This is a genomic window from Brevundimonas sp. 01N35, assembly GCF_056399785.1.
In genome coordinates this window covers 18,183-41,180 of the sequence record NZ_JBFTRZ010000015.1, presented here as the reverse complement: position 1 = coordinate 41,180, position 22,998 = coordinate 18,183, and the positions used below count along the sequence as shown (strand labels likewise).

Sequence of the window (22,998 nt, the reverse complement as noted above, 5' to 3'; positions counted from 1 at the left end):
TTCAGGTTCCAGCTTCAGAGGTCAACGGGGGAGCAATGGGACTGGGCGTCGACGGCGGCGCCGAAAGGCGCACGGACGGGGTGATCAGACGCCCGTCGCAATCGCGCTGACCGGGAGGCATCGCCGTCAGGGGACGGGCGGCGGTCAGTTGCTCAACCCGGTCAAGCCGCCGGGCGTCGCGCCAGCGCCAACCCCGCCATTTCGATTGATGCTCCTGCATCGCCGCCATTTGCCGGTCGCGCAACGCCGCGACGCGGTCCTTCAGCGCCGAGTCCGCCGTTTGCTGCTCCAACTCGACGAGCGAGACCAGGGCCGCGCCGTTCAGGCTGTCGAGATAGCAGAGGTCCAGCCGTGAACCCTGGCCGTCGACCTCGCGCGCATGCCGCACGTTCCAGTGCGCTGCGATCGCCCCCAGATCGACCACGCTGACCACCCCCAGCACCGTCAGGGCCACGCCGACATTGGCGTTGATCAACCAGCTAGCGCTCTTGTTCCTCAGCACGCGCCAGCAGATCAGCCCTAGGCCGAGACCGACCAGCACCATCCAGATCATGGCGGCGATGCGGAACCGGGTCAGGGAATAGGCCTCTATATAGTCCGCCGTCCGCAACAGACTGGAAGCGACCAGAAACAGGTTCTGCCCGACCCACAGCACGACCAGCCGTCGAACCAGAGGTCGCGTCGCCGTCTCTGACCCCGGCCGCAGGAAGATCAGGACGAACAGGCCCGCCAGAAGGGCCGTGACGATCAAGGGATAGGCGCCGCGATGCGCGTACTCGGCCAGGGTCACGCCCTCCGGCAGCCGAGCGCCGCTCCACAGGAAGGCCAGGTCCAGGCCGTTTTGCATCGCGAACATCAGGTTGAACACGATCAGCGACAGGGTGACCGAAGTCGCCGTAACGCCAGGTACCGATCGCCCCTCCAGCGATGGCAGAGCGACCAATCCAGCCCGCCAGCGCGGACGCAGAATTCCACCGACCTCGATCAGAACGACGCCCCAGAAGATTGCCCTCGCCCCTGTATTCTCCGACAGAGGCGGTAACCGCAGCCGCGCCGCCAGATCGCCGATCACCGGATTGGCGCTGGCGAACAGGGACAGGAACACTGCGCCGCCCAGCACGGGCAGGAGCAGCAGACGCACCGCGCCCGGCAGATTGATCGCCTGCCGTCGCCGGTTGGTCCGGTTCAGGCGGATCAGGTCGATCCACGGCCCAGCCACCGCCACTACTACCTGAACGATCAACCGCTGCGCCCAGCGCCAGACGTCCTCGCCGCCGCGCACCCGCGCCGACTGCATGGCGATCATCAGGGCGAGACCGAAAAGGACCCAGGCCAAAAGGCTCGGCCGGTCGATCATGACCCCCGCCAGCCCCGCCGCGCCTGCGGCCGCCGCCAAACCTCGCCGGTCGCGGACCCAAGCCTTTCGGAACAAGGCCGCCGCCGCCAGCCACAGCAGGGCGAACAGGCCAAGGGTCGCGCCGGGCCGCTGCATGAAGAACATCGCGTCAGCCGCGCCGCCCAGCAACAGCCCGATCCCGACCTTCAGCCAGTAGGATGATCGAATGGATGAATTGAACACGGCTGGACGGCGCCTTCTTTATGAGGCGGTCGTTGTCGCTTATGCGTGTCGAGCGTTGATGGCCTCATGTTCGAGATATGAACCAGGCGGCGTGCAGAAACCGTGCAGATAAAGGTTCACGGCCAGGTTTCGGACGTTTCGGTCTGCTCAACGTCGAGAAAAGTGATCGTGGATGACCCATTTCGCGATCAGAGGGATCGTATTTGCGACGCCGCCAGCGAGAGACCATCCTGCGAAAAACGCCAGAAAAATTGGCCCAGCCCCTACGCCATCGTCCGCTGCGAGGACGGCGCCAAACCCCCAAACGGCTAGCGGGACGAAGGTCGTGCAGGCAACCACTACGACACCCTGCCGGAAGGCGATCCGAAAGCTTGTTGGGCATTGAACCAGCTTTCGCATGCGATCCTGATTTCGGTTGGTGGCCAACGCTACCTTGTCAAGTTGAAGTTCCCCTCTCCACCCATAGCTGACGTTTGAGGCGTCCGCCTTCTAGGCGTTCAGCCCAATGTCGGCATTAGGACGCTAAGCCGGCGTCCGCACGCGGCCCTTAGCGGACCCTAAGCCGATGCGCTTTCAGCGTCGAAGCCGAGGACCGCACTCGACCCACTGCGGACCTATTGGCCGCGCCTTTTTAGTGCGGCTGATCCATACCGTCCCAGAAGCTCGAAGACGATCAAACCTGCGCCGCTGGCGCACATGTGAAGAGCTAGGAAGCAAGGCGGCGCGCATCGCACGAGCGACCGAGGACTCGCTGGCCACCCAGACACAGGCATGGTCGGGTCGATCCGTCCCGCTGCCGCAACTGCCGCCGTCGTCAGGGCCTCGGCCCGGCCACGCGGACCGCCGTCGCGGTGAACCCAGACGATCTCGACGTCGGCGGCGCTGGGCAGGGCGTCATTGGGTGTCACGAGCAGCCGATATCGAGGGGCCTCAACAACGTCATCCCCGGTCCGTCATGAGAGGATTGATCAAGGGCGGGTGATCGCTTCGGGTCAGAACACGCCTTAGGGGCCCAAACCGTTTCAGGACATTTCAGCGAAATCCGCAGAAACTGCCCCCCCCCTACTGCCCCCTTGACCCAAACTGCCGGAACAACCGGCACCAGCAAAATCTGTACAACCCACTGATTTGCTAGGAAAATTTGGTAGGCGGCGACGGGTTCGAACCGCCGACCCTCTCGGTGTAAACGAGATGCTCTGACCAGCTGAGCTAGCCGCCCGTGACGTCGCGCGTCAGGGACGCTTCATGCCCCTGTCTCCTCAGCCGTTCAAGGCGCTTTTCAATCCTTCCCCAACCCTGAAGCGCGCGGTGCGCGAGGCAGGGCGGGCGATGGCCTCGCCGGTTTGCGGATTGCGGGCGGTTCCGGCCTTGCGATCCACGGCCACGAAACAGCCGAAGCCGACGAGACGCACGTCGCGCCCGCGCGTCAGCGAGGCGGTTACGTTGTCGGTGAAGGCTTCCAGCGCCAGCTTGGCCTGGTCGCGGCTGATGCCCGCCGCCTCGGCCATGACGCCAATCAGCTCAGTCTTGTTCATTGGTCTTGCTCCCCAGCATTTCCCCGGGGCGCACTTAACGGCTTCTTGACGCCGACGTCAAAAGCAACGCGGCCCGAGTTTCCCCGGGCCGCGCGCTTGGTCGCTTCTTTTGTCGCCGTTAGTGGCTGACGGCTTTTCCGTCGTGGGGCGGAGAGGACGGCTGGACGGGCAGCAGGGGCTCGGCCGCCTCGTCCCACTCCACCGGCGTCAGCGTGCCCGTCAGGGCCCATTTCAGCGCCTCGTCCGCGGTCGAGATCGGGATGATCTCGAGCGCCGACTTCACGTTCTCCGGCACGTCTTCCAGATCCTTCTCGTTCTCCTGAGGGATCAGCACCGTCGCCACGCCGGAGCGCAGGGCCGCCAGCAGCTTTTCCTTCAGGCCGCCGATGGCGGTGACGCGACCGCGCAGGGTGATCTCGCCGGTCATGGCGATGTCCTTGCGGATCGGCACGCCGGTCAGGACCGAGACCATCGCGACCGTCATGGCCACGCCGGCCGAGGGGCCGTCCTTGGGCGTCGCGCCGTCCGGCACGTGAACGTGGATGTCCGTCTTCTCGAACAGCGGCGGCTTGACCCCGAAGCTGAGGGCGCGGCTGCGGACATAGGAGGCGGCGGCGGAGATCGACTCCTTCATCACCTCCTTCAGGTTGCCGGTCACAGTCATGCGGCCGCGGCCGGGCATCTTGATCGCCTCGATGGTCAGGATGTCGCCGCCGAACTCGGTCCAGGCCAGGCCGGTGACGATGCCGACCTGATCCTCGGTGTCCGTCTCGCCATAGCGATACTTCTTCACGCCCGCGTACTGAGCCAGCTTGGCCGCATCGACGGTGATGGAGACGGCCTTGGTCTTGGCCATCTCGCGCACCGCCTTGCGGGCCAGACCGCCGAGCGCCCGTTCCAGCGAACGCACGCCGGCTTCCCGGGTGTAGTAGCGGATCAGGTCACGCAGGGTCTCTTCCGGGACGATCAGTTCGCCCTCCTTCAGCCCGTGATCCTTGAGCTGTTTCGGCAAGACGTGACGCTTGGCGATCTCGACCTTCTCGTCCTCGGTGTAGCCGCTGACCCGGATGATCTCCATCCGGTCCATCAGGGGCTGGGGCATGTTCAAGCTGTTAGCCGTCGTCACGAACATGACCTGAGACAGGTCGTAGTCGACCTCCAGATAATGGTCGCCGAAGGTCGAGTTCTGGGCGGGGTCCAGCACTTCCAGCAGGGCCGACGACGGGTCGCCGCGCCAGTCGGCGCCCAGCTTGTCGATCTCGTCCAACAGGACGAAGGCGTTGGTGGTCTTCGCCTTCTTCATCGACTGGATGATCTTGCCGGGCATGGAGCCGATATAGGTCCGGCGGTGGCCGCGAATCTCGGCCTCGTCGCGCACGCCGCCCAGCGACATGCGGACGTATTCACGCCCCGTCGCCTTGGCGATGGACTGGGCCAGCGAGGTCTTGCCGACGCCGGGAGGGCCGACCAGGCACAGGATCGGGCCCTTCAGCGTGCCGGTGCGCGCCTGGACGGCCAGATACTCGATGATGCGTTCCTTGACCTTCTCCAGGCCGTAGTGATCCTCTTCGAGGATGTCCTCGGCCTTTTGCAGGTCGATGGGCTTGGTCTTGGCCTTGCCCCACGGGATCGACAGCAGCCAGTCGAGGTAGTTGCGCACCACGGTCGATTCCGCCGACATCGGCGACATGTTGCGCAGCTTCTTCAACTCCGCATCGGCCTTGGCGCGGGCTTCCTTGGACAGGCGCGTCTTGCGGATGCGCTTTTCCAGATCCAGCAGTTCGTCACGCGAGTCGTCGGTCTCGCCCAGCTCGCGCTGGATCGCCTTCATCTGCTCGTTCAGATAGTACTCGCGCTGGGTCTTCTCCATTTGGCGTTTCACGCGCGAGCGGATCTTCTTCTCGACCTGAAGGACGCTGATCTCGCCCTCCATCAGGCCATAGACCTTCTCCAGGCGCGCCGGCACGGCGATGGTTTCCAGCAGGCCCTGCTTGTCGGCGATCTTCACCGACAGGTGCGCGGCGACGCTGTCGGCCAGCTTGGACGGATCGCTGATCTGGGGAATGGAGCTGAGGGCCTCGGGCGGGACCTTCTTGTTCAGCTTCACATAGTTTTCGAACTGCTCGATCACCGCGCGCAGCAGGGCTTCGCTCTGCGAGGCGTCGCCTTCCTCGTCGGCGATCTCGACGGCCTCGGCCTCGTAGTAGTCCTCGCGGTCGGTGAAGCGCGTCAGGTGGGCGCGGCCCTTTCCCTCAACCAGCACCTTCACGGTGCCGTCGGGCAGCTTCAGCAGTTGCAGGACGGTGGCCAGGACGCCGGTCTGATAGATGGCGTCAGGCGCCGGATCATCGTCGACTGAGTTCTTCTGGGTGGCGAGCAGGATCTGCTTGTCGCCCTTCATGATCTCATCGAGAGCCCGCACGGACTTCTCGCGGCCGACGAACAGCGGCACGACCATGTGCGGAAAGACGACAATGTCTCTCAGCGGCAGGACGGGGAGGATTTTGCTCTCGGTCATGATGCGTACTTTCCAGGGCTTTCGTGGATCTCCAGCCCGCCGCCCCGAAACGCCTCGGCGCGAATGCCTAGGCTCCTCTGGACGACCCGCCGATTCCGGCGGCTTTCGTGTGAGTATGTGGTTCGCGAGACGCCGGGTTCAAGCGTAGCGGTCGGATGGCCCACAGAAGCGTGGTTCAGGGCCCATCGTGGACGACCTGCCCGGCTAGGTCCATGCCCAAGGCCGAAACGTGCGCATCCGGGCGGTTGCGACAGGTTTCTGTCCCTGCCGGACTGTGGCGCCGACGCCGCAGATCGAGGCCTCGGGACGGAAAAAGGGGCGGGCCGTCGCCGGCGCCGCCCCTTCCAACATTGCTACGCTCGATTAGGCGGCGCCGTCGGCCTTCTTTTTGGTGCTTTCCGAATAGATCAGCAGCGGCTGGGCGCGGCCTTCGATCACCTCGGCATTGACCACGACTTCCTCGACGCCTTCGAAGGTCGGCAGTTCGAACATGGTCTCCAGCAGGATGCCTTCCAGAATGGAACGCAGGCCGCGGGCGCCGGTCTTGCGGGTGATCGCCTTCTTGGCCACCGCCGACAGAGCGTCGTCGGTGAAGGTCAGCGCCACATTCTCCATCTCGAACAGGCGCTTGTACTGTTTGACCAGGGCGTTCTTCGGCTCGGTCAGGATGGTGACCAGCGCCGGTTCGTCCAGGTCTTCCAGCGTCGCCAGAACGGGCAGACGGCCAATGAACTCGGGAATCAGGCCGAAACGCATCAGATCGTCCGGTTCGACGCCCTTGAGGATGTCGCCCGTACGGCGTTCGTCGATTTCCTTGACCTTGGCGCCGAAGCCGATCGAGGCCCCTGCCCCACGGGCCGAGATCACCTTTTCAAGGCCGGCGAACGCGCCGCCGACGATGAACAGGATGTTGGCGGTGTCGACCTGCAGGAACTCCTGCTGCGGATGCTTGCGACCGCCTTGCGGAGGCACGGAAGCCACTGTGCCTTCCATGATCTTCAGCAGGGCCTGCTGCACGCCTTCGCCCGACACGTCGCGGGTGATCGACGGGTTGTCCGACTTGCGGCTGATCTTGTCGATTTCATCGATGTAGACGATGCCGCGCTGAGCCCGCTCGACGTTGTAGTCCGACGCCTGAAGCAGCTTCAGGATGATGTTTTCGACATCCTCGCCCACGTAACCGGCTTCGGTCAGGGTCGTGGCGTCGGCCATCGTGAACGGCACATCAATGATGCGCGCCAGCGTCTGGGCCAGCAGCGTCTTGCCCGAGCCGGTGGGCCCGATCAGCATGATGTTCGACTTGGCCAGTTCGACGTCGTTGTTCTTCGTCGCGTGGTTCAGGCGCTTGTAGTGGTTGTGGACGGCGACGCTCAGCACCTTCTTGGCGTGGCTCTGGCCGATCACATAGTCGTCCAGGACGTCGCGAATCTCCTTGGGAGTCGGCACGCCGTCCTTGGTCGTCTTGAAGGCGATCTTATGCTCTTCGCGGATGATATCCATGCACAGCTCGACGCATTCATCACAGATGAACACCGTCGGTCCGGCGATGAGCTTGCGCACCTCGTGCTGGCTCTTTCCGCAGAATGAGCAGTAGAGCGTGCTTTTGGCGTCTGTGCCGGCGGCTTTGGTCATAGACCCTTCTCACTCCCGCGATCCGGCCCGACATGGGACGAAAGGCGCTTACCTCGTGGTCGATCCGTGAATCTATGCACGAAGGTCTTCAAAAAAAGACAATCACCCATCACACGTTCCGCCACAACCCTGTTGCGACACGACAAAGCGCTAACAGGGACGGACAGCACAGTTTCTATGGGGATCACGGCTAATGTCTGACATGGGCGCCGCACAATCGTTTCGCCAGTCCCCCGCCGGGGACCGTCCGATCGTCGCTTTCGACTTCGACGGCACCCTGACGATTCGCGACAGCTTCACCGCCTTCCTGCGCTGGCGGGCCGGCGCGGGCGGCTGGGCCCTGGGCCTGGCCAGGATGGCGCCCGCGCTGGCGGCCTATGTCGGGGATCGCGACCGGGGCCGGATCAAGGCCGCCTCGGTGCGCGAATTCCTGCTGGGCCTGGACCGCGCCACGCTGGAGGCCGAGGCCGAACGCTACGCGAATCAGAACTGGGATCAGTTCATGCGTCCTGACGCCCTCGCCTGCTGGAACGCCTGGGGCGAAAAGGGCGCGCACCGCGTCATCGTCACCGCCTCGCCGGAAACGACCGTCGCCCCCTTCGCCCGCCGTCTGGGGGCTGAGGGCCTGCTGGGCACCCAGTTGGTGTTCGACGCCCAGGACCGCGTCACCGGCGCCTTTGCGGGCGAGAACTGCCGGGGCGAGGAAAAAGTGCGCCGCCTGCGCGCCGCCTATGGACCGGACATGAAACTGGCCGCCGCCTACGGCGACACCTCCGGCGACACTGAAATGATCGCCATCGCCGAGGAAAAGGGCTTCCGGGTCTTCACCGGCCGCCCCTGAGGGTCCGTTCGGAGAATCAGCGGCCGTCGGCGTCCACGTCGAAGACTACGGCCTTGCCGCGCGAGGTCGGGTTCCAGCCCGCCTCCATCGCCGACGTTACGGCGTTGCGCACGGCGTCGACGTTGACGCGCTGCTTCTCCAGATCGGGCCGGCCGTTGGCGCGCATGGGCATGGGGAACTGGATGACCGCCTCGCGCTTGAAGTCCTTCAGGTGCAGGCTGATGGCCATGCCGTCCCACTGGCCGCCGGCCTTGGGCTGGGGCTGACGGCGGATCTCCCACCCATAGATGTCGCCGTCGACTTCGACGGTCCCGCTGGCATCGCGTGTGTACTGCATGGCGGCCTGATAGCACAAACCGCGGGCGGGCCCAGACCCCTGCTCCACCCCTCATTAGCGGGGCGATACGATTCGAGGCGGGACCCGTTTCCGGGCCCCGCCTCGCAAATCGTCGCAGCTAGATGCCTAAAGTCGGATCAGACCGTCTTCACGCCGTCGTCGTCGGCTTGGGTGCGCTTGTCATAGACATGGTCGACGATGCCCCATGCCTTGGCTTCCTCGGCCGTCATGAAGTGGTCGCGGTCCAGGGTGCGCTCGACTTCCTCATAGGTCCGGCCGGTGTGGTGGACGTAGATTTCGTTCAGGCGGCGCTTGGTGGCGATGATGTCCTCGGCGTGGCGTTCGATGTCCGAGGCCGTGCCGCGGAAACCGCCCGAGGGCTGGTGAACCATGACGCGTGCGTTCGGCAGAGCGATGCGCTGGCCCGCTTCACCAGCCGTCAGGATCAGCGAACCGGCCGAGGCGGCCATGCCCATGACCACGGTCGAGACCGGCGACTTGATGTATTGCATGGTGTCGTAGATCGCGAGCGCCGAGGTCACCTGACCGCCGGGGCTGTTGATGTACATGCTGATTTCCTTCTTCGGGTTTTCCGATTCCAGGAACAGCAGCTGGGCGCAGATCAGCGACGCCATACCGTCCTCGAACGGACCAGTCAGGAAGATGATCCGCTCGCGCAGCAGACGCGAAAAGATGTCGAACGACCGTTCGCCGCGGCTGGATTGCTCCACCACCATCGGCACCAGGTTGTTGGAGATGTAGTCGATCGGATCGCGCATGAAGGCCTTTTTCGAATTCTGTCGGCGCGACTCGCTGCCGCGACCTTAGTCGCCAAGATATCACCACCCGACCCGCGCCGCGCAAGGCCGCACGCTCGCCTTAGCCTACCAAGGATCAGTGCGGATCGTCCGTCAGGCCCTGTTCGCGCTTCTGATCCCGCGCCATCAACCCCTGAATCTCACCCGCCTGATGCGTCGCCGACGACTGATTTAGTTCGGCCGAGTAGAGCGCCTTGAGATAGGCCATATCCCAACTGGTCAGGCTCGGCGTCATCGCGGGCTGACGAAACAGATTCAGAATCGAGTCGTAGGCCCCCGTATCCGCATCCGGGTCGACCTGGGAGAACGCGACCATCGCCGCATAGTCGGCGATCTGGCGCAGATCCAAACCTTCAGCTTTCGCCAGGTCGACAATGATGACGACGCGACCCAGGTCATTGCGAATCGTGGTGCGAAGCCGTCCGGATGTGGTCTTGAAGATTTGGGGGGGCTCTTCCCCTGGCAATCGAACCGCAAGTTGCCCCGTCTGGGAATCAACCGGAAGACTGATGTGCCACCAACGCACGGGGTGATCATTCGCTTGGAACGCCTCCAACGCCGCCCGGCTCCGGTTCATGCCCGAACCGCCAGGCCAGAACACGTTCTTTCGGGCCGCGACGAGCCCGCGCGCCAGCGCCGCGCCGTCGTCCGTACCAATGATCAGGATATTCGGCCGACAACCAGGCTCCCCCGGCTCCAGACCGATGTCGAGCGCCACCTGGGACACACGGTCCGCGAGGTACTGCGCCGCCTCGCCGCGCAGATTGGCGACCCCGACGCAGATATTGTCGCGCCAGCGCGCGGGTCCCCGACCGGTAGGCGCGGCGGCGATCTCATCGATGAAACCTCGAACCTGATCATCGATCCGGCGCCCCTGCACGACGATGTCGGCGAGCTCAGTGGTCGCTTGGGCATCGGCGGGCGCAGATGCTGACCGATCCTGATCGACAGGCGCCGACAGCAAGGCCAGCCCCATAAATCCCATTGCAAGCGACGCGCCCATTCAGGCCCCTCCAGATTTCATCGTTCTATAAAACGACAAACTAAATGGGCCGCAATGAGGCCGGGTCGTCGATCCAAGATTAAATCTTCATCAGACCCATGAAAAAGCCCCCGCACCGGAGTGCGAGGGCCAGATCATTATCCGCTGGTCAGTAGAGAAGGGGCTTAGCCCTCGTCTTCTTCCTTCAGCAGTTCTTCCTTCGAGATCGGCGTGTCGGTGACGGCGGCGACGCCGACGATCAGGTCGACGACCTTCTCTTCATAGATGGGCGCGCGCAGCTGGGCGGCGGCGTTCGGGTTCTGGCGGTAGAAGTCCAGAACCATCTTTTCCTGGCCGGGATAGTTGCGGGCTTCGGCCATGATGGCGTTCGACAGTTCCTGATCCGTCACGCCGACGTTGTTGGCGCGGCCGATTTCGGCCAGCACCAGACCCAGGCGCACGCGGCGCTCGGCGATCTTGCGGTACTCGGCCTTCAGTTCGTCTTCCGACTTCTTGGCGTCCTCTTCCGGCAGACGGCCGGCGTCCTTGTCAGCCGACACCTGAGCCCAGATGCCTTCAAACTCGGCTTCCACCATCTTCGGCGGCAGGGCGAAATCGTGGGCTTCGTCCAGTTGGTCCAGCAGGGCGCGCTTCAGCTTGAAGCGGGCGGCGCCGGCGTACTGCTGGTCCAGGTTGGCCTTCAGCAGCTCTTTCAGCTTGTCCAGCGACTCCAGGCCGATGCGGGTGGCGAACTCTTCGTCGACCTTGGCTTCGGTCTCGGCCTTGATGGCCTTGACCTTGACGTCGAAGGTCGCGGCCTTACCGGCCAGGTTCTTGGCTTGGTAGTCCTCGGGGAAGGTGACCTCGATGGTCTTCTCTTCGCCGATCTTGGCGCCCTTGAGCTGCTCTTCGAAGCCCGGGATGAAGCGGTTGGAACCGATCACCAGGTCGGCGTCTTCGGCCGAGCCGCCTTCGAACACTTCACCGTCCAGCTTGCCGACGAAGTCGATGGTCAGTTGGTCGCCGTCGGCGGCCTTGACCGACTTGCCGGTCTTGTCCTCGTAGGACTTGGCCTGCGAGGCCAGTTCCTTGAGGGCTTCGTCCAGGTCCTCGTCCGAGGCCGTGTAGGTCGGGCGATCCAGCTTCAGGGTCTTGGGGTCGACGGGGGTGAAGTCGGGCATGACTTCCAGGGCCATTTCATAGGCCAGGTCTTCCTGACCGGCGATGACCTTGTCCATGTCCGAGATCAGCTTCATCTCGGCCGGAGCGGCCGGACGCAGCTTGGCGTCGTCCAGGGCCTTCTGGCTGGTTTCGTTCAGCGAGGCGTTGATGATTTCGCCCATGAAGTCACGACCGAAGGTCTTCTTGACGTGCGCGGCCGGCACCTTGCCCGGACGGAAGCCCTTGAGCTTCATCTGCGGCGCGACTTCCTTGATGCGCGCTTCGAGCTTTTCGTTCAGCTCGGCTACCGGGATGGTCACCGCGATCACGCGGCTGAGGCCTTCGTTCGACTTTTCGACGACTTGCATGGTCGGGATTCTGACGCTCTGTGGCGACGCCGTGCGGCGCGCGGTGGATAAAGCAATAGGGCCGCCCCCTTCAGGAGCGGCGCCTCGAAGCCCGCCCTTATGTCGAGAAGGGGCCGAAAGGTCAACGCGCCCGGTTCCTTAGTCACCCCCCTGACGCTATCTGAGAGGGCATGAGCCAGCCCGCCTCCCCCATCGGCGTCTTCGTCACGCCCGTCACGCCGCTGCAGCAGAATTGCACCACCGTCTGGTGCACCCGCACCAGGAAGGCCGCTGTCATCGACCCGGGCGGCTCGACTGATGCGATTCTCGGCGAGATCGTCCGGCGCGGGCTGACCCTGGACGCCATCTGGATCACCCACGGCCATCTCGACCACGCCGGCGGCGCCGCCGAGATGCAGGAAAAGACCGGCGTCGACATCATCGGCCCCCACGCCGAGGACCAGTTCTGGATCGACCTGATTCCCACCCAGGGTCAGAAGTACGGCCTGCCCGACGCCCGCACCTTCACCCCGACGCGCTTCTTGGCCGACGGCGAGGTTCTGACGCTGGGCGAAACAACCTGGGAAGTCGTCCATTGCCCCGGCCACACCCCCGGCCATGTCATCTTCTTCAACCGCGAGGCCCGCTTCGCCCAGGTCGGGGACGTCCTGTTCCAGGGCTCGATCGGCCGCACCGACTTTCCGCGCAGCGACCACGCCGCCCTATTGAACGCCATCACGACCAAGCTCTGGCCGCTGGGCGACGACGTGACCTTCGTGCCGGGACACGGCCCGCACTCGACCTTCGGGGCCGAGCGGCGGACCAATCCCTATGTGTCGGACCAAGCCATGTCGCGCGCGCCGATCGCCCGGCCTGCGTCTGGCCCCGCCTGATCTAGCGCGCGGCCAGAAGACCGATCAGCACCCCCAGCCCCAGGGCGTAGAGACTCGCGCGGATCGGCTCGCCGCGAATGGCGTCGCGCGCGCGTTTGACGCGATGGTCGGCCCAGGCGCGGGCCTCCGCCGCGTCTTCGCGCACGGCCTGGCGAAGCGGACGCGGGGAAATGTTGCGGGCGATGATGGCGTCCGCCTCCTGCTCCAGACGCAGGCTTTCAGTCGCCGTTCCATTGACAATATCTTCCGGCGAGACGTCGGAGGCATAGGGCTCGGCCATGGGTCGATCTCCTGTGGTTCGAGGGGTCGTTGCTGAACCCGCCCCGCGGCAGCCGGTTCCTGGCCGCCCCTTCGCCCCCGCGACGGATCGTCCACAGAACAAGGAAATGGTGCTTGTTCGGAACCTCACCCGCGACGCCGGGTTCTTTCGGGCAAGCGCCACCGTCTTTGAAAGGAACAGCCGAATGGCCGAAGGTCAGCCCACCCGCGGCTCCGGTGTTTCCAAGCGAGGCTTCGCCTCGATGGACCCGGAACGCCAGCGCGAGATCGCCCGCAAGGGCGGCGCCAGCGTCCCCAGTGAGAAACGCAGCTTCTCGCAGGATCGCAGCCTTGCGGCGCAGGCCGGCCGCAAGGGCGGAGAAGCCTCCCACGGCGCGCGCAACAAGGCCGAGACCCACGAAAATCCTCCCAAGCGCTAGGGTCGGCGACAGCCCCCGCACTGGCGGCGCGACCTGGAGGCAGCGCCGCCATTTCCATGTCCGCTAGTCGGCCAGCAACGCCAGCGCCACCGCCGGGTCGTCGCTGACTTCGAACACCTCCAGCCTCCAGCCCGACGCTTCGGCCAGCTCGCGTACGGAGGCCTCGTCGAACTTGCGCGAGCTCTCGGTGTGGATGGTCTCGCCCTCGACGAACCGGAACGCCAGCTTGCCCAGACGGACGGTCATGGGGCGCGGGGCCTGCAGGTGCATCTCCATCTGCGATCGCGCCTCGTTCCAGAGGGCGCGATGGGCGAAGGCGGCGACGTCGAAATCCGTCCCCAGTTCCCGATTGGCGCGCACCAGGACATTGCGGTTGAAGGCGGCGGTGACACCCTGGGCGTCATCATAGGCCGCGACCAGCGTCGCCGGCGATTTCACCAGATCGACGCCCAGGATGAAAAAAGCCCCCTGCCCTAGAATCTCGCGCGCCGATCGCAACAGCCGCGTCGCGGTTTCGGGCGTCAGATTGCCGACGGTGGACCCCGGGAAAAAGCCGACCCGCCGCCCCGGCCCAGCCTGGGACTGCGGCGGCGACAGATGCTCGAAATCGCCGACGATCGGCAGAACCTTCAGGTCTGGATAGTCGGCGCGGATGCGATCGGCCGCCTCGTTCAACGCGGCAGGACTAATGTCGATCGGCACATAGGCCGCCAGGTCCGGCGCCGCGTCCAGAACGATGCGCGTCTTCTCGCTGGCCCCAGAGCCCAGTTCGACCAGGACCGCGCCGGGGCCGAACCTCGCCGCCCATTCGGGCGCGACACGCCGCAGCAGCGCCGCCTCCTGACGCGTCGGATAATATTCCGGCAGGCGCGTGATGTCCTCGAACAGTCGCGACCCTTCGGCGTCATAGAACCACTTCGGCGGAAGCGTCTTCTGTCGTTCGGACAGACCGGCGATCAGGTCTTGGCGAAAGGCGTCGGTCGCGTCGTCGTCCATGGATATCCCTTCCGGCGTGCTGTCCCAGGCCAACCGCACCCCCGAAAACGCCCAGCGCTGGTGCGGGTAAAAGAAGTTTCGGTAGCTGATCCGGCGATGCTCCGGCGGCGTGGCGAACGATCCGCCGCGCAAGACCATCTGATTGGCCATGAACTTGCCGTTGTACTCGGCGGCCGTTCCCTCGGTCGGACGGAAGCCCGGATAGGGCGCGTAGGCGCTGGCGGTCCACTGCCACGCCTCGCCGTCCAGGTTCGAAAAGGCCGCCGGCTCGGTCCGCGCGGCATGCTCCCATTCCGCCTCGGTCGGCAGGCGCCGCCCCGACCACCGCGCATAGGCGTCGGCTTCGTAGAAACTGACATGGCGAACGGGAGCCGCCGGATCGACCGGCCGCCGCCCGGCCAGCGTCATGAGGGTCCAGCCAGACGGATCATTTCGCCAGTACAGGGGGGCCGACCATCCTTGTGCCCTGACCGCCGCCCATCCGTCGCTCAGCCACAGTTCCGGCCGGCGATAGCCGCCGTCCTCGATAAACCGAATCCAGTCGCCGTTGGTCGCCAGATCCTCCGCCAGGACGTACGGCTCCAGCCAGACCCGATGCGGGGGCCGCTCGTTGTCAAAGGCAAAGCCGCCAGCGTCCGCTCCGATCTGCGTGAGCCCGCCCTCGAACGACACCCAGCCGCCTCGAGCTTGCTCGCATTTCTGGCTGCGCGGCTCCGCGTCATAGGCCGCAGGGTCGAGCGGCGAGCAGGCCATCAGGTGCAACAGGTCCATCAGGAACAACTCCTGATGCTGCTGGTCATGGTTCAGGCCCAATGCGAACAGGTAGCGCTCAAGCCCGTCATTCAACCCGCCGGCCAGCAACGCCTCCATGCGATCGTCGATTTCTGCGCGATAGGCCATCACCTCCGCCAGAGAAGGCCGGGTCAGCAGCCCCCGCATCGGTCGTTCGACCCGCTCGCCCAGCGCTTCGTAGTAGGAGTTGAACAGGGGGTGAAAGCGCGGATCGACCGGCTGGTAGCCAGGTCGGAGGCCCAGCAGCATGACCTCGAAAAACCAGCTGACGTGACCCAGGTGCCATTTCCCCGGGCTCGCGTCGGGCATCGACTGAACCGCCAGATCCTCGGCCGACAGGCCCTGGGCCAAATTCGGCAGAGCCGCACGCACCCGACGGTACCGCTCAAGATCGCTTTCAACGCTCACCGCCACCCCGATGGGCTTTGTCATTCGCACGCAGAGCCTTCCCGCCTCTCGTTCGGCGATCCAGCGCCGACGATATTCAATGCCGGTTGATCGACCCCGGTTCCGCGCGACGTGATGCGCGAGGGGCGGGAACAGTCGTCGGGACGCGACGTTCCTCTGGCGCCCTCGACCCGACGCCGGGTCGTCTGCCAGAGTTCAGGACCTCCGTTGCATGCCCAATGTTCGCGTGCCTGAAGGGCCGCCGACAGCGAGCCCTCGCCATCCAGCCGGCATCATCGACCCGGTCGATTGGCGCGAGACGATCATGGGGTTCATTCCGTCCCTGCGCGCCTTCGCCTTTTCCCTGTCGCGCAACGGAGCGGATGCGGACGATCTGGTTCAGGAGACCCTGACCAAGGCCTGGGCGCACCGGGCCCGGTTCGAACCGGGCAGCAATCTGCGGGCCTGGCTTTTCACCATCGCGCGCAACAGTTGGTACACCAACGCCGCCAAACGCCGACGCGAAGTTCCCGACGAGGAAGGGCGCTACGCCGCCGGTCTGACCGCCGAGGCCAGCCAGGAATGGACGGCCGAACTTACATCCTTGCAGGCGGCGCTGAACGCCCTGCCGCCCGAGCACCGCGAAGCCATCGTCATGGTGGGGGCGGCGGGACTGTCCTATCAGGAAGCCGCCGACATAGCGGGCTGCGCGGTCGGCACGATCAAGAGTCGCGTCAATCGCGCGCGCCATCGACTGGCCTTGCTGCTCGACGAACCCCCGGTCGAAGCTGTCCAAAATGTAATTGAGGGTGACAGCTAGGCAGGGGGAACGCAGGCCTTCCTACCCTGTTTTAGGGACAGACCCGGGAGAGTCGATCATGATGAACCCACTTCATACCCATCCCCGCAACCCGTCCGATCAGGATAGCTCCATGAACACCTCCGAAGAGAGGAGGCCAACCAAGGAACCCGGTTTGAAAGGATGGTTTCATCGCCATTTCGGCGGCGAACCTCCGCACAAACACAGCCCCAACTTCTTCATCAGCGACGTGACGGAGGGCGGCATCGGTTCGCACCATCACCATCAGGTCTATCGACCGGACAAGCGGCACTAACAGTCGAATAGATTCATAGCGGCGTGAGCGGAGGGGCCATGGCGAACTGCCACGGCCCCGTTTTTTTGTCAGCGGCGACCGCCGTGCTTGGCGTACTCCAACCGCGCGATGGTGCGGTTGTGCACCTCGTCCGGGCCGTCGGCGATCCTGAGCGTCCGTACCGTGGCGTAGAGTTCGGCCAGCGGCGTGTCGCCCGAAACCCCGGCCCCGCCGAAGGCCTGGATCGCATCGTCGATGATCTTCAGCGCCATGCGCGGCGCAGCGACCTTGATCTGGGCGATCTCGGACTTGGCCCCCTTGGCGCCGACCTCGTCCATCATCCAGGCGGCCTTGAGCACCAGCAGACGGCACATCTCGATATTGGTGCGGGCCTCGCCGATCCGCTGCTCCCAGACTGAATGTTCGGCCAAGGTCTTGCGGAAGGCGGTACGGGTCAACAGCCGCTCGCACATCAGCTCCAGCGCCTTCTCGGCCGCGCCGATAACACGCATGCAGTGGTGGATGCGGCCCGGGCCAAGCCGCCCCTGGGCGATCTCGAACCCCCGGCCCTCGCCCGCGATCAAGTTCGCGACCGGGACGCGGACGTTGTCCAGCACCACCTCGGCGTGGCCGATCGGCGCCTCGTCATAGCCGAACACCGACAGCATCCGCTCGACGCGGAAGCCGGGCGTGTTCACGGGAACGATGATCTGGCTCTGCTGCTGGTGGGTGGCGGCGTCGGGGTCGGTCTTGCCCATGAGGATGGTCATGGCGACGTTGGGGTGCGCCATATTGGTCGACCACCACTTGCGCCCGTTGACGACATAGTGGTCGCCGTCGCGGACAATGCTGGTCTGGATATTGGTGGCGTCCGACGAAGCCACATCCGGCTCGGTCATCAGGAAGGCCGAGCGGATTTCACCCGCCATCAGGGGCGCCAGCCATCGCTCCTGCTGGGCGGCGTCGCCGTACATGTGCAGGACTTCCATATTGCCGGTGTCAGGGGCGTTGCAGTTGAACACCTCGGCCGACCACAGGGCGCGCCCCATCAGTTCGGCGATGGGGGCGTATTCCAGATTGCTCAGACCCGCGCCGTGATCGCCGGGCAGGAACATATTCCACAGCCCCTCGGCCTTCGCCCTGGCCTTCAGCTCTTCCATGATCGGCGACTGTTGCTTGGGATCAGCGTGGACCTGGGCGCGGTACTCCGCCTCGCGCGGCAGCACCTGCTCGTCCATGAAACGGCGCACCCGCTCCCGCCAATGCTGGCCCCGTTCGCTGGGCTGGAAATTCATGGCTCGTCCCTCCGACAGCAAAACGGCGCGACCCCGAGGGAGCCGCGCCGCCATTATTCTGGTTGCTCAGAAACGCATCAGCGCTTCAGCAGCGGCGCCAGCTTCTGGGCGATCATCATATCGCCGGCGATCTTCAGCTTGCCCTGCATAAAGGCCATCATCGGGTCCAGCTTGCCTTCCGACAGGGCGATGAAATCGTCCCACTTCATCGAGACCGTGGCATCGGCGGGCTTGTCGTCGTTACTCACCGAGTTCGGCGCCGAGGCGCCGTCGATGAAGATCTGGCCAACATCGCCCAGGTCCAGCTTGACGGTTTTGCCCAGGCCGGAGTTGTCGCCGACGGCGCCGCGAATGTGTTCGGTGACGGAAGCCAGATCGGCCATGTGCGTCTCTCCCAAGAGAATGTTGAGGCGCAGGCGTAGCCCGCCCCGACGACGGCGCCAAGATCACGCAAGGGAAACGTCTAGAAGGAGAAAAGCCCCCCAGCCGACTGCTGACGCGCGAGGCGCTCGCGCCCCCCAAGCGCTAGCATCATGGAGAAACACGTCGTTCTTGGACGTATCTCCCCTCGCCTGCCCCCTTGCCGAGAATTACGACCGAGGCCGCCCGCCTCCGACCTCATTGACAAAAGTCAGGCTTCAGCGCCCGCTGCCCAACCAGGTTCGATGAATCGCTCAGCCATTGTCCCAATCGGGAGGATCGTTACTTGCCCGCTCACGCTCCAGCCGCTCAACCAAATCCGGATACGCTTCTCGATCTCAAGGCGCTGGACGAGTCCCTAGCCTCCACCGAGCCGTATCCTCACCTTCTGGTCCCCAACCTGCTGGCTCCAGGGGCCTTCGAGCGCCTGGCGGCCGACTACCCGCCGATCAAGGTGTCGGGTTTCGTGACGCTGGACGAAGAGACCTCGACCCCGACCTTCGCCGCCCTGGAGCAGGAGTTGAAAGGGCCGGACCTGACCGAGCGCCTTTCGAGGAAATTCGGGCGCGACATGCATCCCTTCCCCCGCCTGGTGACGGTGCGCCGCTGGTCACAGGCCAAGGAGGGCCACATCCACACCGACTCCGAGCGGAAGGTGATGACGATGCTGATCTACCTCAACTCGGACTGGCACGACTCGTCCGGCGGTCGCCTGCGCGTCCTCTACGACGGCAAGAACTACGATCCTTATGCGCTCGAGGTGCCGCCGCTGAACGGCTCGGCTTTCGCCTTCCCGCGATCCGACCGATCCTGGCATGGACACCTGCCCTTCACCGGCGAGCGTCGCGTGGTGCAGGTCACCTGGCTGCGAGACGCCGAGGCCATGAACCGCAAGGTGGCCAACAATCACCTGCATCAGAAGCTGAAGCGCTGGTTTGGCCGCCTGAAGCCGAGCGCCTGACCGGCGGGTCGGAAATTCGCGTTTTGACCATCGTCAAACTCGCTCCGGTTCGAGCGTGCTGATTGAGAGGTTTGCCGAGAACCGACCTTGACCCCAGCCTTCATCGTTCGGACGCCGCCCGACCATCGCCAGATGGAGGAGGCCGCATGAGCGTCATTCGCAGCGCCCGACGTCCGATCACAGGCCTGCTCAAGATCGGCTTCTCATTCGCCGCCTTCGCCTTGGCGGTCTGGGTGATCTGGCGCGAGATCCGCGACATTTCCCTCTCTCTGGTCGTTTCGGCTCTGACCCAGATCCCTATGTGGGCCGTGGGCGCGGCGCTGATGCTGACGGCGATCAGCTACGGCTGTCTGGCGATGACCGAGGTCATCGTCACCAGGATCATGGGCTTCAAGGCAAACCCTCGGCGGATCGCCCTGACCGCGATCTCGGCCTTCGCCGTCTCCAACACCCTCGGCCTCAGCCTCGCCTCTGGCGGCGCCGTGCGTCTGCGCGGCTATGAGCCGGCCGGCCTGACGCGGTTTCAGATCGCGCGCCTGACGCTGGTCGTCAGTTCGGCGGTGTCTCTCAGCGGGATCGTCACGGCCGGCTTGACGATCGCCATGGCCCCGTCGGTGTTCGCGCACGCACTCCATCGTTCGAACGTCCTGATCGGCGTCGCGGCGCTCGTGCTGGTCGCGCCGGCCGCGATCTGGTTCGCGGCGTTTCGCTCCTCAAGCCCGCGATGGCTCGGAGGCGGCGGCCCGTCCGTACTGACCTGGCGAGACCGCCTTGCCGCCCTGGCGGCGGGCCTGGGCGACTGGGCGGCGTCTGGCGCGGCCTTGTTCATCCTCTTGCCGCAGCCCACGATCGCCGCCTTCGCGGTCTTTCTGGTGGTGTTCATTCTCGGTTCCCTGGTCAGCGCCGCGTCCGGCGTGCCCGGCGGGCTCGGCGTGTTCGAGGCCGTGGTGATCGGACTGACGCCGCTCGTGGCCCAGACGCATGAGACCGCGGCGGCCCTGCTGGTCTATCGCCTGATCTACAGCCTGGGCCCCGCGACGATCGTCGCGACCACTGTCGTGACGCTCAAGGCCGGCGCTCGGCTGCGCCGCTCGATCGTGCCATGACTCCGTGCGCCACAATCGCCGAGCAGCAGGATGCAGGCGGCCTGTCGAGCGTCGAAGCCGCCGCGCGCCTGCGCCGGGACGGTCCCAACGCCATCCAGTCCAAGCGCGGCCATTCCGCCGCGGCCCTCCTGATTCAGCAGTTCCGTAGCCCCCTCGTCCTCATCCTGGTCATCGCCGCCGTGGTGTCCGGCGTCGTGCAGCAATGGCTCGAGGGCGGCATCATCCTGGCCATTGTGCTGGGCAGCACCCTGCTCGGCTTTGTCCAGGAATACCGCGCTTCCGCCGCCGTCGAAGCCCTGCAACGGCGCTTGGCGCTGAACGCCCGTGTGCGCCGGGACGGCCAGATCCGGACGATTCCGTTCGAACAGATCGTCGCCGGGGATCGCGTGCTGCTGTCCGCGGGGGCCGTCGTGCCGGCCGATGCCCTCGTGCTCGAGGCTGTGGACTTGCTGGTCAGCGAGGCGGCGCTGACGGGGGAATCCTTTCCTGTAGAGAAACGGCCCAACCCGGCGACCGCGCAAGCGCCGACCGCCGATCAGATGGTCTTTCTCGGCACCTCCGTCCGCAGCGGCACAGCCGAGACTCTGGTTCTGCGCACCGGCCTGGCGACACGTTACGGGGCCATTGCGGCGCGGTTGAAGGCTAAGCCCCTCGAAACCGATTTCGCCCGGGGCATACGCCGCTTCGGCGAGATGCTGATCCGAGTCATGCTGGTGGTGGTCATCCTGGTGCTGATCGCCAACCAACTGCTCGGCCGCCCATTCCTGGACTCCCTGTTGTTTTCGGTCGCCCTGGGCGTCGGCCTGTCGCCTGAGTTGCTGCCTGCGGTCGTCAGCGTGACCCTCGCGGCCGGGGCGCGGGATCTGGCCCGCAACGGCGTCATCGTGCGCCGGCTCGAAGCGATGGAAAACCTGGGCGGCATGACCGTCTTCTGCACCGACAAGACCGGCACGCTGACCGAGGGCGACATCATGCTCAAGGGCGCCCTGGACCCCGCCGGCCAGGACTCCGCCGCGGTTCGGCGGCTGGCCTTCATCAACGCCGCCTTCGAGACGGGCATCGAAAACCCCCTGGATCAGGCCGTGGTGGCGGCAGGTCAAGCCGGAGGACTGACGACGGCAGGGTTCACCAAAATTGACGAAATTCCCTATGACTTCATCCGGCGGCGACTGAGCATCGTCGTTCAATCGAACGCGTCGGGCGGCGATCGCCAGATGATCAGCAAGGGCGCCTTCGAGGCCGTGCTCGCCCAGTGCTCCACAGTCAGCGACGGCCAGACGGACGCGCCGTTGACGCCAGAGCGGCAGGCCGTCCTTGAGGCCTGGTATCGGGCGCGCGGCGAGGAGGGACTGCGCGTGCTCGCCGTGGCCACGCGACGCCTGCCGCCGCAGCCCGACTACGGCATGACCGACGAAGTGGACATGCGGTTCGAAGGCTTTCTGACCTTCATGGACCCGCCCAAGGCCGAGGCCGTTCAGGCGATCACCGATCTCGCGGCGCTGGGCGTGTCGGTGAAGGTGCTGAGCGGCGACAACCGCCACGTCGTGGCCTATGTCGCCCGCGCCCTCGGCCTGGCGAGCGATGCGCTTCTCACCGGCGCGGATATCGCCGCGCTGAAGGACGAAGCCCTGTGGGTGCAGGTCGAGCGCACCGTGCTCTTCGCCGAAGTCGATCCCCAGCAGAAGGAGCGGATCGTTCGCGCGCTTCAAAGGCGCGGCCAGTCGGTCGGCTATCTGGGCGACGGGATCAACGACGCGCCCGCCCTGTCGGCGGCGGACGTCGGCGTGTCGGTGGAACAGGCCGTCGATGTCGCCCGAGAAAGCGCTGACGTGGTCCTGTTGAAGCGTGATCTGGGCGTACTGAAGCGCGGCGTCGAGGGCGGGCGCCGCACCTTCGCCAATACGCTGAAATACCTGTCCATCACCATCAGCGGCAATTTCGGCAATATGGTCAGCATGGCCGTGGCGACGCCGTTCCTGCCCTTCCTGCCCATGCTGGCCAAGCAGATCCTGCTGAACAACTTCCTGTCCGGCCTGCCGTCGATGGCCATATCGTCGGATGCGGTCGACCCGGAGCAGCTTCAGGTCGCCCAGCGCATCGGGACGGCGGACATCCAGCGCTACATGCTGGTGTTCGGCCTGATCAGTTCCCCGTTCGACCTGATCACCTTCGTCCTGCTACTTCAGGTCTTCCACGCGCCCCAGTCGCTGTTCCAGACAGCCTGGTTCGTGATGTCCCTGCTGACCGAACTGGCCGTGGTCATGGTGCTGCGAACCCGAGGGCGAGCGTGGAAAAGCCGGCCTGGGCGCTGGCTCGTCTGGACAAGCCTCGCCGTGGCCGCGGTCGCCCTCGCGTCGCCCTATCTCGGCCCCGTCTCCCGCCTGTTCGGCTTCACGCCCCTGTCGCCGCTGCTGATGGCAGCCATGCTGGGCGTGGTGTGCGCCTATGTGGCCGTGACCGAGACAGCGAAGGCGTGGTTCTTCCGCGACGCTCGACGCCGTGCAGCGAAACGACCAGAGCAGACGCCGGGCCTGATGCGATCAGCGGCCAGCCAGCAGCCCTAGGGCCGCTGAAGCTGACCTGCTTGTGCGAGACTTGAGGAAGTC

The 22,998-nt window shown here is 65.3% G+C and carries 20 protein-coding genes and 1 tRNA gene; 8 read left to right on the top strand and 13 right to left on the bottom strand.

What is annotated here, in order from left to right; translation table 11 throughout:
- Position 1: 1 nt before the first annotated feature.
- The 5 genes from AC1DJ5_RS13820 to clpX all read right to left on the bottom strand — a co-directional run bounded on the left by AC1DJ5_RS13820 (position 2) and on the right by clpX (position 7,264).
- Positions 2 to 1,579, bottom strand: a complete 1,578-nt coding sequence (locus AC1DJ5_RS13820) for a DUF4153 domain-containing protein (RefSeq protein WP_477020969.1) — start codon at positions 1,577 to 1,579, stop codon at positions 2 to 4.
- Positions 1,580 to 2,721: 1,142 nt separating this feature from the next.
- A tRNA-Val gene (locus tag AC1DJ5_RS13815) sits at positions 2,722 to 2,798 on the bottom strand.
- A gap of 40 nt (positions 2,799 to 2,838) precedes the next feature.
- Positions 2,839 to 3,114, bottom strand: a complete 276-nt coding sequence (locus AC1DJ5_RS13810; protein ID WP_441453709.1) for an HU family DNA-binding protein — start codon at positions 3,112 to 3,114, stop codon at positions 2,839 to 2,841.
- Between the two features lie 118 nt (positions 3,115 to 3,232).
- On the bottom strand, positions 3,233 to 5,632 hold the full coding sequence (lon, locus tag AC1DJ5_RS13805; RefSeq protein WP_477020968.1) for an endopeptidase La: 2,400 nt from the start codon (positions 5,630 to 5,632) through the stop codon (positions 3,233 to 3,235).
- A 363-nt stretch (positions 5,633 to 5,995) separates the two neighbouring features.
- Positions 5,996 to 7,264: an ATP-dependent Clp protease ATP-binding subunit ClpX gene (clpX, locus tag AC1DJ5_RS13800; RefSeq protein ID WP_441453712.1), complete on the bottom strand. Its 1,269-nt coding sequence runs from the start codon at positions 7,262 to 7,264 to the stop codon at positions 5,996 to 5,998.
- Positions 7,265 to 7,457: 193 nt separating this feature from the next.
- On the opposite strand from clpX, the gene AC1DJ5_RS13795 reads away from it, so the two are divergent.
- Positions 7,458 to 8,105, top strand: a complete 648-nt coding sequence (locus AC1DJ5_RS13795) for an HAD-IB family hydrolase (protein WP_477020967.1) — start codon at positions 7,458 to 7,460, stop codon at positions 8,103 to 8,105.
- Between the two features lie 16 nt (positions 8,106 to 8,121).
- Here AC1DJ5_RS13795 and AC1DJ5_RS13790 read toward each other — a convergent pair whose 3' ends face one another.
- From AC1DJ5_RS13790 to tig, 4 genes are all read right to left on the bottom strand, one after another.
- On the bottom strand, positions 8,122 to 8,442 hold the full coding sequence (locus AC1DJ5_RS13790; RefSeq protein ID WP_477020966.1) for a hypothetical protein: 321 nt from the start codon (positions 8,440 to 8,442) through the stop codon (positions 8,122 to 8,124).
- Between the two features lie 137 nt (positions 8,443 to 8,579).
- Complete coding sequence (locus AC1DJ5_RS13785; protein ID WP_114816234.1) at positions 8,580 to 9,221, bottom strand: ATP-dependent Clp protease proteolytic subunit; 642 nt, start codon at positions 9,219 to 9,221, stop codon at positions 8,580 to 8,582.
- 115 nt (positions 9,222 to 9,336) lie between these two features.
- Entirely contained in the window at positions 9,337 to 10,263 is a 927-nt protein-coding gene (locus AC1DJ5_RS13780) for a hypothetical protein (RefSeq protein WP_477020965.1), read from the bottom strand.
- 164 nt (positions 10,264 to 10,427) lie between these two features.
- Positions 10,428 to 11,771, bottom strand: coding sequence for a trigger factor (tig, locus tag AC1DJ5_RS13775; RefSeq protein ID WP_441453721.1), 1,344 nt, complete (start codon positions 11,769 to 11,771; stop codon positions 10,428 to 10,430).
- A gap of 170 nt (positions 11,772 to 11,941) precedes the next feature.
- On the opposite strand from tig, the gene AC1DJ5_RS13770 reads away from it, so the two are divergent.
- Positions 11,942 to 12,643: an MBL fold metallo-hydrolase gene (locus AC1DJ5_RS13770; RefSeq protein ID WP_477020964.1), complete on the top strand. Its 702-nt coding sequence runs from the start codon at positions 11,942 to 11,944 to the stop codon at positions 12,641 to 12,643.
- Between the two features lies 1 nt (position 12,644).
- Here AC1DJ5_RS13770 and AC1DJ5_RS13765 read toward each other — a convergent pair whose 3' ends face one another.
- Positions 12,645 to 12,923, bottom strand: a complete 279-nt coding sequence (locus AC1DJ5_RS13765) for a hypothetical protein (RefSeq protein ID WP_441453724.1) — start codon at positions 12,921 to 12,923, stop codon at positions 12,645 to 12,647.
- Positions 12,924 to 13,107: 184 nt separating this feature from the next.
- On the opposite strand from AC1DJ5_RS13765, the gene AC1DJ5_RS13760 reads away from it, so the two are divergent.
- A complete protein-coding gene (locus AC1DJ5_RS13760; RefSeq protein ID WP_441453726.1) occupies positions 13,108 to 13,341 on the top strand; it encodes a con-10 family general stress protein in 234 nt (77 codons plus the stop codon).
- 63 nt (positions 13,342 to 13,404) lie between these two features.
- Here AC1DJ5_RS13760 and egtB read toward each other — a convergent pair whose 3' ends face one another.
- A complete protein-coding gene (gene egtB, locus AC1DJ5_RS13755; RefSeq protein WP_477020963.1) occupies positions 13,405 to 15,561 on the bottom strand; it encodes an ergothioneine biosynthesis protein EgtB in 2,157 nt (718 codons plus the stop codon).
- A gap of 187 nt (positions 15,562 to 15,748) precedes the next feature.
- On the opposite strand from egtB, the gene AC1DJ5_RS13750 reads away from it, so the two are divergent.
- Together AC1DJ5_RS13750 and AC1DJ5_RS13745 are read left to right on the top strand one after the other, a co-directional pair.
- Complete coding sequence (locus AC1DJ5_RS13750) at positions 15,749 to 16,336, top strand: sigma-70 family RNA polymerase sigma factor (RefSeq protein WP_477020962.1); 588 nt, start codon at positions 15,749 to 15,751, stop codon at positions 16,334 to 16,336.
- Positions 16,337 to 16,448: 112 nt separating this feature from the next.
- Positions 16,449 to 16,631 (top strand): hypothetical protein, encoded by a 183-nt coding sequence (locus AC1DJ5_RS13745; RefSeq protein WP_441453731.1) that lies wholly within the window; start codon positions 16,449 to 16,451, stop codon positions 16,629 to 16,631.
- A 68-nt stretch (positions 16,632 to 16,699) separates the two neighbouring features.
- Here the strand turns inward: AC1DJ5_RS13745 and AC1DJ5_RS13740 are convergent, their stop codons facing one another.
- Together AC1DJ5_RS13740 and AC1DJ5_RS13735 are read right to left on the bottom strand one after the other, a co-directional pair.
- Positions 16,700 to 17,905: an acyl-CoA dehydrogenase family protein gene (locus AC1DJ5_RS13740; RefSeq protein ID WP_477020961.1), complete on the bottom strand. Its 1,206-nt coding sequence runs from the start codon at positions 17,903 to 17,905 to the stop codon at positions 16,700 to 16,702.
- 77 nt (positions 17,906 to 17,982) lie between these two features.
- Positions 17,983 to 18,288 carry an SCP2 sterol-binding domain-containing protein gene (locus tag AC1DJ5_RS13735; protein WP_441453735.1) on the bottom strand — a complete coding sequence of 102 codons (306 nt, stop codon included), beginning with the start codon at positions 18,286 to 18,288 and terminating at the stop codon, positions 17,983 to 17,985.
- Between the two features lie 323 nt (positions 18,289 to 18,611).
- Between AC1DJ5_RS13735 and AC1DJ5_RS13730 the strand changes: the two genes are divergently transcribed.
- The 3 genes from AC1DJ5_RS13730 to mgtA all read left to right on the top strand — a co-directional run bounded on the left by AC1DJ5_RS13730 (position 18,612) and on the right by mgtA (position 22,956).
- A complete protein-coding gene (locus tag AC1DJ5_RS13730) occupies positions 18,612 to 19,286 on the top strand; it encodes a 2OG-Fe(II) oxygenase family protein (protein ID WP_441453737.1) in 675 nt (224 codons plus the stop codon).
- Positions 19,287 to 19,432: 146 nt separating this feature from the next.
- On the top strand, positions 19,433 to 20,392 hold the full coding sequence (locus AC1DJ5_RS13725) for a putative bifunctional lysylphosphatidylglycerol flippase/synthetase (RefSeq protein WP_441453739.1): 960 nt from the start codon (positions 19,433 to 19,435) through the stop codon (positions 20,390 to 20,392).
- A complete protein-coding gene (gene mgtA / locus AC1DJ5_RS13720) occupies positions 20,389 to 22,956 on the top strand; it encodes a magnesium-translocating P-type ATPase (RefSeq protein ID WP_441453741.1) in 2,568 nt (855 codons plus the stop codon). The genes AC1DJ5_RS13725 and mgtA overlap by 4 nt, the downstream gene beginning before the upstream one ends.
- Positions 22,957 to 22,998: the final 42 nt, after the last annotated feature.